This window comes from Pseudomonas cedrina subsp. cedrina (assembly GCF_001983175.1).
GTDB lineage: Bacteria > Pseudomonadota > Gammaproteobacteria > Pseudomonadales > Pseudomonadaceae > Aquipseudomonas > Aquipseudomonas cedrina.
Genome location: NZ_MNPW01000011.1, coordinates 90,917 through 103,212, shown reverse-complemented (window position 1 = coordinate 103,212; position 12,296 = coordinate 90,917). Strand labels below are relative to the sequence as shown.

9 protein-coding genes are annotated in these 12,296 nt (G+C 61.4%); 2 read left to right on the top strand and 7 right to left on the bottom strand.

All coding sequences use genetic code 11. The features are described 5' to 3' along the window. Positions 1–102: 102 nt before the first annotated feature. From asd to leuC, 5 genes are all read right to left on the bottom strand, one after another. The gene (asd, locus tag BLL36_RS22090) at positions 103–1,215 is read right to left on the bottom strand and encodes an aspartate-semialdehyde dehydrogenase (protein WP_032888280.1); all 1,113 of its coding nucleotides are present in this window, start codon (positions 1,213–1,215) and stop codon (positions 103–105) included. A 64-nt stretch (positions 1,216–1,279) separates the two neighbouring features. After that, complete coding sequence (leuB, locus tag BLL36_RS22085; RefSeq protein WP_076953532.1) at positions 1,280–2,362, bottom strand: 3-isopropylmalate dehydrogenase; 1,083 nt, start codon at positions 2,360–2,362, stop codon at positions 1,280–1,282. 53 nt (positions 2,363–2,415) lie between these two features. Further along, on the bottom strand, positions 2,416–3,180 hold the full coding sequence (locus tag BLL36_RS22080) for a class I SAM-dependent methyltransferase (protein WP_076953530.1): 765 nt from the start codon (positions 3,178–3,180) through the stop codon (positions 2,416–2,418). Between the two features lie 146 nt (positions 3,181–3,326). Next, on the bottom strand, positions 3,327–3,971 hold the full coding sequence (leuD, locus tag BLL36_RS22075) for a 3-isopropylmalate dehydratase small subunit (protein ID WP_076953529.1): 645 nt from the start codon (positions 3,969–3,971) through the stop codon (positions 3,327–3,329). Between the two features lie 10 nt (positions 3,972–3,981). Beyond that, positions 3,982–5,400: a 3-isopropylmalate dehydratase large subunit gene (leuC, locus tag BLL36_RS22070; RefSeq protein ID WP_076953527.1), complete on the bottom strand. Its 1,419-nt coding sequence runs from the start codon at positions 5,398–5,400 to the stop codon at positions 3,982–3,984. Between the two features lie 147 nt (positions 5,401–5,547). Between leuC and BLL36_RS22065 the strand changes: the two genes are divergently transcribed. Both BLL36_RS22065 and BLL36_RS22060 read left to right on the top strand, forming a co-directional pair. Further along, complete coding sequence (locus BLL36_RS22065) at positions 5,548–6,438, top strand: LysR family transcriptional regulator (RefSeq protein ID WP_076953525.1); 891 nt, start codon at positions 5,548–5,550, stop codon at positions 6,436–6,438. 66 nt (positions 6,439–6,504) lie between these two features. Then, on the top strand, positions 6,505–9,435 hold the full coding sequence (locus tag BLL36_RS22060) for a GGDEF domain-containing phosphodiesterase (RefSeq protein WP_076953523.1): 2,931 nt from the start codon (positions 6,505–6,507) through the stop codon (positions 9,433–9,435). Here BLL36_RS22060 and BLL36_RS22055 read toward each other — a convergent pair. Both BLL36_RS22055 and BLL36_RS22050 read right to left on the bottom strand, forming a co-directional pair. After that, positions 9,422–11,353: a hypothetical protein gene (locus BLL36_RS22055; protein ID WP_076953521.1), complete on the bottom strand. Its 1,932-nt coding sequence runs from the start codon at positions 11,351–11,353 to the stop codon at positions 9,422–9,424. The two genes, BLL36_RS22060 and BLL36_RS22055, sit on opposite strands and share 14 nt — an antisense overlap. 63 nt (positions 11,354–11,416) lie before the next feature. After that, on the bottom strand, positions 11,417–12,172 hold the full coding sequence (locus BLL36_RS22050; protein ID WP_076953785.1) for a hypothetical protein: 756 nt from the start codon (positions 12,170–12,172) through the stop codon (positions 11,417–11,419). Positions 12,173–12,296 lie beyond the last annotated feature (124 nt).

Here is a 12,296-nt window from a genome sequence, read left to right as displayed (position 1 = left end):
ATCCAAATGTGGGAGCTGGCTTGCCTGCGATGAGGCCCGAAAGACCAATAAAAAACCCGCGCCTGTTACCAGTACGCGGGTTTCTCCCATTGCCTCAAGCGATCAACGCTCCAGCAGGATCCGCAGCATGCGACGCAGCGGTTCAGCCGCGCCCCACAGCAGTTGGTCACCAACCGTGAACGCACCGAGGAACTGGCTGCCCATGTTCAGTTTGCGCAGACGGCCCACCGGTACATTCAGGGTGCCGGTGACCTTGGTCGGACTCAGCTCCTGCATGCTGATATCGCGGTTGTTCGGCACCAGCTTGACCCACGGGTTGTGCTGGCTGATCAGCCCTTCGATATCGGCGATCGGCACGTCTTTGTTCAGCTTGATGGTCAGCGCCTGGCTGTGGCAGCGCATCGCGCCGATACGCACGCAGATGCCGTCCACCGGGATCGGGCTCTTGAAACGACCAAGAATCTTGTTGGTCTCGGCCTGGGCCTTCCATTCTTCGCGGCTCTGGCCATTGGGCAGCTCTTTGTCGATCCACGGGATCAGGCTGCCGGCCAGCGGCACACCGAAGTTTTCGGTCGGGTAGGCATCGCTGCGCATGGCTTCGGCCACGCGGCGGTCGATGTCGAGGATCGCGCTGGCGGGGTCGGCCAGTTGATCGGCAACGGCCGCGTGAGTCGCGCCCATCTGCTTGATCAGCTCGCGCATGTTCTGCGCGCCGGCACCGGAGGCCGCCTGATAGGTCATGGCGCTCATCCATTCGACCAGGCCGGCTTCGAACAAGCCGCCCAGGCCCATCAGCATCAGGCTGACAGTGCAGTTGCCGCCGACGTAGTTCTTGGTACCGGCGTCCAGTTGCTGGTCGATGACCTTGCGGTTGACCGGGTCGAGGATGATCACCGCATCGTCCTGCATGCGCAGGCTCGATGCGGCGTCGATCCAGTAACCCTGCCAGCCGGCTTCGCGCAGCTTGGGGAAGACTTCGCTGGTGTAGTCGCCACCCTGACAGGTCACAATCACGTCGAGGGTTTTGAGCTCATCGATGCTGTAGGCGTCCTTGAGCGGGGCAATGTCCTTGCCCACGGACGGGCCTTGACCACCCACGTTCGAGGTGGTGAAAAACACCGGCTCAATAAGATCGAAATCCTGCTCTTCCAGCATCCGCTGCATGAGCACGGAACCGACCATACCGCGCCAACCGATCAGACCTACACGTTTCATCGCAACTACACCTTGTTAAAAAGTGGGCCGCCTTGCAGCAACAACTGCAAGCGGGCCCGAGAGATTACAGATTCCGCAGCGCGGCGACTACTGCGTCGCCCATTTCTTGCGTACCGACTTTGGTGCAACCCTGCGACCAGATGTCGCCGGTGCGCAAGCCCTGATCGAGCACCAGGCTTACGGCTTTCTCGATCGCGTCCGCCGCATCCGCCAGGTTGAAGCTGTAACGCAGCATCATCGACACCGACAAAATGGTCGCCAGCGGGTTGGCAATACCCTGCCCCGCAATGTCCGGCGCCGAGCCGTGGCAAGGCTCGTACATGCCCTTGTTGTGGGTGTCCAGCGACGCCGACGGCAGCATGCCGATGGAGCCGGTCAGCATCGAGGCCTGGTCGGACAGGATGTCGCCGAACAGGTTGTCGGTGACGATCACGTCGAACTGCTTCGGTGCGCGCACCAGTTGCATGGCGGCGTTGTCAACGTACATGTGGCTCAGTTCGACGTCCGGGTAGTCCTTGGCCACTTCTTCGACGATTTCACGCCACAGTTGGCTGGAGGCCAACACGTTGGCTTTGTCCACCGAGCAGATTTTCTTGCCCCGCACGCGCGCCATGTCGAAACCGACACGGGCGATCCGGCGGATTTCGCTCTCGCTGTAAGGCAGGGTGTCGTAGGCCTGGCGCTCGCCATTTTCCAACTCCCGCACACCGCGTGGCGAGCCGAAGTAGATACCACCGGTCAGCTCACGCACGATCAGGATATCCAGCCCTGCCACGACTTCCGGCTTGAGGCTCGAGGCGTCGGCCAGTTGCGGGTAGAGGATGGCCGGGCGCAGGTTGCCGAACAGGCCCAGTTGCGCGCGGATCTTCAGCAGGCCGCGCTCGGGGCGGATGTCACGGTCGATCTTGTCCCACTTCGGCCCGCCCACGGCGCCGAGCAGCACGGCGTCGGCGGCGCGGGCGCGGTCCAGGGTTTCGTCGGCCAGCGGCACGCCATGCTTGTCGATGGCCGCGCCGCCGATCACGTCATGGCTCAGCTCGAAGCCCAGGCTGTACTTGCTGTTGGCGAGTTCCAGCACCTTGACCGCTTCGGCCATGATTTCAGGACCAATACCGTCGCCAGGGAGAATCAGAATCTGCTTGCTCATGGGTTCCTCATTTCATCGAGCGACCTGCCCGCGGGCAGGTCGGAAAAATTCAATCAGCGTTCGGCGAAGGCCACCAGCACATCGGTGCTGAAGGTGCCGTCGGCCTGGATTTCGTAGTAATCGCGCACTTCCTGACCCATCGCCCTTTGCAGCTCAAGGATGGCAGCGCGCAATACCTCTGGCGTGCGCATGCGTTCGACCCACGAGGTGTATTCCAGGCGCAGGCGCTGGCGGCTGCTGTTGCGCAGGTGCAAGCCGGCGTCGCTGAGCTGGCGCATCCACTCGGCGGCGGAGTAATCGCGCACGTGGCTGGTGTCGCGCAGCACTTCGACCGTTTGCAGGTAAGTGTCCAACAGCGGGCTGCCCGGTGACAAGACGTCGACGAACGCCGCCACGCCACCCGGCTTGAGCACCCGCCGCACCTCGCGCAGGGCCAGGCCGAGATCGCTCCAGTGGTGGGCTGAATAGCGGCTGAACACGAAGTCGAATTCGCCGTCGGCGAACGGCAGGCGTTCGGCGGCGCCGTTTACGGTGCTGATATTGGTGAAACCGCGATCTTGCGCAGCGGCGGCCACCACGTCGAGCATCTGCTGGGACAGGTCGTAGGCCACCACCTCTTTCACCAACGGCGCCACATGGAAACTCACATGACCGGCGCCGCAGCCCAGGTCCAGCAGTCGTGCGCTGCCCTGCCCGGCCAGTTCGGCCTGGAGCAGCGCGAATTCGGTGCCCTGGGCGTGCACGGCACTGCTCAGGTAGGCCGCGGCCTGCTCGCCGAATTGTTTTTGCACGACTTGGGTGTGGGCGGTGGTGGTCATGGTGGCTTTTCCTTAGGTTTTGGGGTGGTTGTACTGCCGCTATCGCAGGCAAGCCAGCTCCCACAGTTGACCGAGTTGTTCAGGAGAACACCGATCAATGTGGGAGCCGGGCTTGCCCGCGATGGGGCCCGCACGGTTACCGCCAATCAGGCATCACGAAACAACCAAGGCTGGCTCGCCCGGTGTTTGGCCTCAAACGCCGCAATCGCATCGCCGTCCTGCAAGGTCAGGCCGATATCGTCCAGGCCGTTGATCAGGCAGTGCTTACGGAAAGCGTCCAGCTCGAAGTGATACACCTTGCCATCCGGTCGGGTCACGGTTTGCGCGGCCAAATCCACGGTCAGTTGATAGCCAACCTCGGCTTCCACCTGCTTGAACAGCTCCTCGACTTCTTCGTCAGTCAAGATGATCGGCAACAAGCCGTTCTTGAAACTGTTGTTGAAGAAGATGTCGGCATAGCTCGGCGCGATGATGCTGCGAAAGCCATATTCTTCCAGGGCCCACGGCGCGTGTTCACGGCTGGAACCGCAGCCGAAGTTTTCCCGGGCCAGCAACACGCTCGCGCCCTGGTAACGCTCGGCATTGAGCACGAAATCCTTGTTCAGCGGGCGCTTGGAGTTGTCCTGGTAGGCATAGCCCACGTCCAGGTAGCGCCATTCGTCGAACAGGTTCGGGCCGAAACCGGTGCGCTTGATCGACTTCAAGAACTGCTTGGGGATGATCTGGTCGGTGTCCACGTTGGCACGGTCCAACGGCGCAACCAAACCTGTGTGTTGTGTAAAAGCACGCATCGGGTATTCCTCAGATCAATTCGCGAACGTCGATGAAACGACCGTTGACGGCAGCCGCCGCGGCCATGGCCGGGCTGACCAGGTGGGTACGCCCGCCGGCGCCCTGACGCCCTTCGAAGTTACGGTTGGAAGTGGACGCGCAGTGCTCGCCGCTCTCCAAACGGTCCGGGTTCATCGCCAGGCACATCGAGCAGCCTGGCTCACGCCATTCGAAACCGGCTTCAAGGAAGATCTTGTCCAGGCCTTCCGCTTCGGCTTGCGCCTTGACCAGTCCCGAACCCGGCACCACGATGGCTTGCTTGATGGTCGACGCCACCTTGCGGCCCTTGGCGATCACCGCCGCGGCGCGCAGGTCTTCGATCCGCGAGTTGGTGCAGGAGCCGATGAACACGCGATCCAACTGGATATCGGTGATGGCCTGGTTGGCTTTCAAGCCCATGTACTTCAGGGCGCGCTCGATGGAACCGCGCTTGACCAGGTCGGTTTCCTGGGCCGGGTCCGGCACGTTCTGGTCGACGGCCAACACCATTTCCGGCGACGTGCCCCAGCTGACTTGCGGCTTGATCTGGGCAGCGTCGAGTTCGACCACGGTGTCGAACACCGCGTCGGCGTCGGAGACCAGGTCTTTCCAGGCTTCTACCGCGGCATCCCAATCGGCGCCTGCGGGTGCGAAAGGGCGGCCCTTGACGTATTCAACCGTCTTTTCGTCCGCTGCCACCATGCCCACGCGGGCACCGGCTTCGATGGACATGTTGCAGATGGTCATGCGGCCTTCGATGGACAGGTCGCGAATGGCGCTGCCGGCGAATTCGATGGCATGGCCGTTACCGCCGGCGGTGCCGATCTTGCCAATCACGGCGAGGACGATGTCCTTGGCGGTCACGCCAAACGGCAGCTTGCCTTCAACGCGCACCAGCATGTTCTTCATTTTCTTGGCCACCAGACACTGGGTGGCGAACACATGCTCCACCTCGGAAGTGCCGATGCCGTGGGCCAGGGCGCCGAACGCACCATGGGTAGACGTGTGGGAGTCGCCGCAGACCACGGTCATGCCCGGCAAGGTGGCGCCCTGCTCCGGGCCGATCACATGGACGATGCCCTGGCGCACGTCATTCATCTTGAATTCGGTGATGCCGTATTCGTCACAATAATCGTCAAGGGTTTGCACCTGCAGACGCGACACGGTGTCGGCGATGGCGTCGATGCCGCCCTTGCGCTCCGGGGTGGTCGGCACGTTGTGGTCCGGGGTGGCGATGATGGAGTCGACGCGCCAAGGCTTGCGCCCGGCCAGCCGCAGGCCTTCGAACGCTTGGGGCGAGGTCACTTCATGGATGATGTGACGGTCGATATAGATCAGCGACGAGCCATCGTCGCGCCGTTTCACTTCATGGGAATCCCAAAGCTTGTCGTAAAGCGTTTTGCCGGCCATCAGTTGGTCCTCATCACAGGTCTTTCTATGCCCCGGGCCTTGAAACATTCAATAACCCTTTGGCTTGTGAGGCTGATGGTATGGCGCTACATTAAATAACTCAAATTCATATTTTTTATGCTTTGGATTACCAACTGGAATACATCAATGGACTTGGCCAACCTCAATGCTTTTATCGCCATCGCCGAGACCGGCAGCTTCTCTGGCGCCGGCGAGCGCCTGCACTTGACCCAGCCCGCCATCAGCAAGCGCATTGCCGGCCTGGAACAACAATTGAAGGTGCGATTGTTCGACCGCCTGGGTCGTGAAGTCGGCTTGACCGAAGCCGGACGGGCCCTGCTGCCGCGGGCTTATCAGATCCTCAACGTGCTGGACGATACGCGCCGGGCCCTCACCAATCTCACCGGTGAAGTCAGCGGGCGTCTCACTCTGGCCACCAGCCACCACATCGGCCTGCACCGCCTGCCGCCGGTGCTGCGTACCTTTACCCGGCAATACCCGAACGTGGCGCTGGATATCCAGTTCCTCGATTCAGAAGTGGCCTACGAAGAAATCCTCCATGGCCGTGCCGAAGTGGCAGTCATCACCCTCGCGCCGGATCCTCACCACCTTGTGCGCGCCACCCCGGTGTGGGACGACCCGCTGGATTTCGTGGTGGCGCCGGAGCACAGCCTGATCAGCAATGGCAATATCAGCCTGGCCGATATTGCCGGGCACCCGGCGGTTTTCCCCGGCGGCAACACCTTTACCCACCATATCGTCCGCCGGCTGTTCGAGGCCCAAGGCCTCACCCCGAACATTGCAATGAGCACCAACTACCTGGAAACCATCAAGATGATGGTGTCCATCGGCCTGGCCTGGAGCGTATTGCCGCGCACCATGCTCGATGATCAGGTGGCAAGCATCGCTTTGCCGGGCATACAGCTCAGTCGCCAGCTAGGCTATATCGTGCACACCGAAAGGACGCTGTCGAACGCTGCGCGGGCTTTCATGAGCCTATTGGATGCACAGGTCGATCTGCCACGGATACCGGCATGACACCGTGCGGCCTCAAGGCCTGATTAAAGCCGCGCCGAACGCCCATCGAGCCAAGGCCCTGTGATAATGCCCAACCCCGTCGATTCCGTACCGCCCCTGCCACGTATTTACGCCCTGGACCCTCAAGAGGCGGAACAAAGCTGGGAAAGTGCCCCGCAATTGCTGGCCGCGCTCAATGCTGCGCGGCTGGGCGCATGGTGCTGGGAAATCGACACCGGCCGGATCAGTTGGTCACGGGGCACCCAGGCGCTGTTCGGCTTCGACCCGCACCAGCCGTTGCCCAAGGACCTGGACTACCTCGACCTGCTGGCGCCGGGGGACCGCGCCAGGGTGGTGCGGGCGTTTCACGCGGTGCTGGCGGGCGAGCCGACCGAGCACGCCATGCACCACCGCATTGCCTGGCCCGATGGCACCCAGCACTGGCTGGAGATCAGCGGCAGCCTGGCGCCCGACAAGTCCGGCCGGCGCCGAATGATTGGCGTGATCCGCGAAATCACCCAGCGCAAGAACGCCGAGCAGGCGCTCAAGGACAGTCAGGAGCGCCTCGACCTGGCCCTGGATTCGGCGCAACTGGGCACCTGGGACTGGCATATCCCCACCGGCATGCTCTATGGCTCGGCACGCGCCGCCCAGCTGCATGGCCTGCCGCCGGAACCGTTCCATGAATCCTTCGAGGCATTTTTCGAAGGCATGCCCGACGAAGAGCGCGAGAACATGCGCAACGCCTACCGCACCCTGCGCGAGGGCCCGGCCGGCAGCTACCAGCTGACTTATCGCGTGCCCATGGATGACGGCAGTTCGCGCTACCTCGAAAGCCGTGCGCGCCTGTACCGCGATGAACGCGGCGCACCGCTGCGCATGGCCGGCACCCTGCTGGACATCACCGACCAGGTGGAGCGCGAACAGCGCCTGATCGCCTCCGAAGAGAAATTCGCCAGCCTGTTCCAGGCCAGCCCCGACCCGATCTGTGTGACCTGCCTGGACGACGGCGCGTTTATCGAGATCAACCCCGCCTTTACCCAGACCTTTGGCTGGACAGCCGCCGAGGTGATCGGCAAAAGCGCCGAGCAGATCGGCCTGTGGGACGAGTCGAGCAAGCGCCTGCAGCGGATCGAGCGGGTCATCCGCGAGCAGGCGTTGAGCAATGTGGCGCTTGTGGTGCGCCACAAGGACGGCCAGAGCCTTACCTGTGTGATCTCCAGCCGCCTGATCAAGGTCGGCGACCAGCCGTGCATTGTCACCACGCTGCGGGACATCACCCAGCAACAACGCTCGGAAGCTGCCCTGAAGGCCAGCGAAGAGAAATTCGCCAAGGCCTTCCATTCCAGCCCCGACGCGATTTCCATTACCGAGCGCGACACCGGCCGTTATGTGGAGGTCAACGACGGCTTTTGCCGCCTGACCGGCTACCGCGCCGAGGAAGCCATTGGCCTGACCTTTTACCAGATCGGCATCTGGGCCGATGAAAACCAACGCGCCGCCTTATTGGCCCAATTGCAGATCAAAGGCCGTATCAACCACCTGGAAATGCTCTGGCATAACAAGCGCGGCGAGTTGCTGGCGGTGGAAGTTTCGGTGGAGCCCATCACCCTCAATGAAACCCCGTGCCTGCTGCTGACCGCGCGGGACGTGAGCCTGCTGAAAAATGCCCAGGCGCAGATCCGCCACCTGGCCTACCACGACCCGCTGACCAACCTGCCCAATCGCGCCTTGCTGATGGACCGCCTGAGCCAGCAGATCGCCCTGCTCAAGCGTCACAACCTGCGCGGCGCGCTGCTGTTCCTTGACCTTGATCACTTCAAGCACATCAACGATTCCCTCGGGCACCCGGTGGGCGACACGGTGCTGAAGATCGTCACCGCCCGCCTGGAAGCCAGTGTGCGCATGGAAGACACCGTCGCACGCCTGGGCGGCGATGAATTCGTGGTGCTGCTCAGTGGTCTGGAGGGCTCGCGCATGGCGGTCAGCCGCCAGGTGCAGGGACTGGCCGATACCCTGCGCGAGCTGCTTTCGGAGCCGATGTTTCTCGATGGTCACCGCCTGCAGGTTACGCCGAGTATCGGTGTGGCGCTGATTCCCGATCACGGCTCCACGCCGGCCGACTTGCTCAAGCGCGCCGACATTGCCCTGTACCGCGCCAAGGACTCAGGGCGCAATACCACGCAGATGTTCCACAACAGCATGCAGAAAACCGCCAGCGAACGCCTGCGCATGGAGACCGACCTGCGCCTGGCCCTGTCGCGTGGTGAGTTCAGCGTGCACTTCCAGCCGCAAGTGGATGCACGTGGCGACAAGATAGTCGGCGCCGAGGCCCTGGTGCGCTGGCAGCATCCGCAACTGGGCGCGCAATCGCCGTCCGAATTTATCAAGGTGCTTGAAGACAGCGGCTTGATCCTTGAAGTCGGCACCTGGATCCTCGATGAAGCCTGCGCCGCCTTTGAACTGTTGATCGCGGAAGGCTTGGTCGACCCGTTGAATTTCAGCCTGTGTGTGAACATCAGCCCCCGGCAGTTTCGCCAGAACGACTTCGTGGAACGGGTGGAACGCAGCCTCAAGCAACACCAACTGCCGTTCAGCCTGCTGAAACTGGAAATTACCGAAGGCATCGTGATCCAGAACCTGGACGACACCATCAGCAAAATGCGCCGCCTGAAAAAACTCGGCGTCAGCTTTGCGATGGATGACTTTGGCACCGGGTATTCATCGCTCACTTACCTCAAGCGTTTGCCGGTGGATGCACTGAAGATTGACCAATCCTTCGTGCGTGACGCCACCCACGACCCCAACGACGCAGAAATCATCCGCGCCATCGTGGCCATGGCCCGCAGCCTGAACCTGGAGGTGATTGCCGAAGGTGTGGAAACCCTGGAGCAACTGGCCTTCCTGCAGGGCCTGGGTTGCCATTTGTACCAGGGGTATCTGCACAGCCGGCCGTTGCCGTTGATCGGGTTTCGGGAGCGTTTGATTGGCGCGAGGGCAGGCCCTACACCAATTTGAGTGCGCGGCCGCGCTGATGCATCCAGTGCGAGCCGTTCAGATCGCGCCTGGCGCCGTAGTCATCGTAGGCGCCCTCGACCACGGCCACCGAATGTTCGAAATTCGCCAGGGTGCCTGGCACGCCTGAGGCCAGCTCTTGCACGCTGCTCTTGCGAGTAAAGGCGTACAGGCCAAGACGGCGCAATGCGTCGCCGGGGACCTCACCATCGTTGAGCGTTTGCAGGGCCACATCAAAGCCGGCACCGGCGCGAAATTCGTGATTCTCCAACTGGGCACGCTTGGCGCTCGCGGCGTAAAGAAACACCGCATCGTCAATCAGGCCTTTATCCGCGCCATGGAAGTTGGCAGCCGTGCGCGCCGCTTTCAGCTCATCATGGGTCAGCCGAACCGTGCAACCGTCACGCATGGTGATGGTGTAACCGTCCGCCGCCTCAGTGACATGCTTGAAGATGCCCAAGGGGTTTTGTCCGTACCTCATCATTGCAGCCTTGATTGCCGATACGGTGACGCAATTACGTTCTGCGCCTTGGTAGAAACCGCCCCAGATATCGGCAGGTTTGACGCCGACGCGGGCCGCCGGGAACTGCGCAGGCCTGGCGCCCGGTTCGGCCCGAACGTCTGCGGCAAGCTGATAGCCGTAGTCCTTGACGACGGGCTCCTGCTCACCGTTGCCATGCTTGATGCCATCCACCACCAACGCGCTTGAATGATTAAAGGTGGAGGTGACGCCAACGCTGCCTGGCGCACCTAGCTTGTCTGGCGGTGCAACCCGTAGAAAACCGACCAGGCCCATCCCCTTCAAGGCCTTGTAAGTAGACTCTCCGTACAAAGTGCTCGATAACGCCGCGTCAAACCGGACATCGCGCTCCGCCGCCTTGCGCTTGGCAAAGGCCGCCAGCATGAAGTTGGCGTCGTTGACCATTTGCGTGTCAGAACCGGTAAATCGCGAGGCGTCGGTCGTGCGCTGCAGCTCCTGCGTGGAGACTGTCACTTCAAAACCATCTTTCATAGTGACGCGGTGTCCCTCCTCAGTGACCTCGACGCGTTCGAACATATCGGAGGGCGACGGGCCAAACCTGAGCATCATCATCTTGATCACTGCGGTATGGCTGCTCAGGTCGAACGCTTCGCCGAACTTTCGCGATGGCGCTGTGAAACCCGGCAAAATCTCGGCAGCCTCTGGGCGTACCTGTGTCGTGGTCGGTTCAACCTTGGGCACGATGCGAGGCATTACGGGGGCCGGCAGGATGCGAGTCTGCGGCGCGCCATCCTTCACCAACGTGTATGTATAGCTACGATCCGGCGAACCCTGCCTGCCGAAAAGATGCGCCTGGCCGGCATGAATCAGCGCGGAGCCAAAATCGTAGCTGTCTGCCACCCCCGTTGCGCCAGTGCCGACCACCGTCGCAGTGGGTACGTACTGGAGATGGCCGGACAACCCCATGCCCTTGAGCATGTTAAAGGTGGTTTCACCCTGCAACGACCGGGTCAAGGCCGACTCGAAACCCGACAGATCATCGGCGTTGCCGCTGCGCAGTTGTTTGCGCTTGACGAATACCGCCAACGCGAAATGGGCACTGCTCAGTGCCTCACTGTCAGTGCCGGTAAAACGTGACGCAGCGGCCGCCTGTTGCAACTCCTGCCTGGAAACATGCAGCCGGTAACCATCCTTCATGGTCACGTCATAACCGTCGCCATTGCCCTGTACCTCGTTGAACATATCGCCGGGGTGCGCGCCAAACGTCAGCATCATGAGTTTGATGACTGCGCTGTGCGAGCTGGCATTGAAATGCTCACCGAAACGACGCTGCGACGCTTCAAAAGCGGGGATACCGGACGGATCTTTTGATGGAGGGCCCCACAATTTTTCCGTCATGGGATCCAAGCGGGAAAAAGATCCAATTTCATAAGTAGACATAGCGTTAACTCGTTTATGAAAGAGTTGGACGAGTCCGTGGGAGCAAACTCGGCGCAAACGGTGTTAGATCAACGCAATCGCTTGCCCACCTGTGGGCCGTCCGCGTTTTTTGCCATAGATCTCCTCGCTTCCATCCACCACGGCAACCGAGTGGCCGCGCCTGTTGACCATGCCGATCAACGACTTGTCAGCGAAGGCCAGTGCCGAGACGCGCGCCATATGATCTTTCAATCCCAGGCGCTTGAAGCCCTCCCCTGGGCCCCGCTCATCCTCACCGTTATTAAGACTTTGTATGGCGGCATCCAGACTTCTTCTCGCCCATCCGTCGTTGTTTTCTATCTGCGCACGCTTGGCGGAACATGCAAAAAGAAAGTGCGCGTCATTGAGCATTTCCGGATCATTCAACAGAACGAAGTCGGCACCGCGAATGGCCTTATCCAACTCGGACTGCTTCAACTGCAACTCGAAGCCATCGCGCATGACGACCCTATAACCATCCGCGACTTTCTCGACAGACCTGTAGATATCCGTCGGGCTTTGGCCGAACTTCGCCATCGCTGCCTTGATGGCCGAAATCGTTACGCAATTGCCTTGCCTTCCCTGCCGAAAACCGTTCCAGATATTGTCGGGCTTCGCACCGTTACGCTTACTGGACAGCCCAGGGATGGGTTGTTTTGGTTTATCGATGACTGCCGGATCGGGCGCGGGCTGCACGCGCGGTAGCGGTAAGTCGTCGCGTCTCGGCGCCGGCGGCTGAATGTCTCTGCTCAGCAGACTCTGCAATTGATTGAAGAACTGCTTGAACAGGTCAGTCAGCATGCTGATCAAGGCAACAGGTTCCAGGGTGTTACCGAAGCTATCGGGCTCGACGCGCGAGCCTGAGGAAGGTGGCGCGATGCGAAAGGTGTCCCGGTATCCAGGAGCCGACGACGCATGGGCCGAA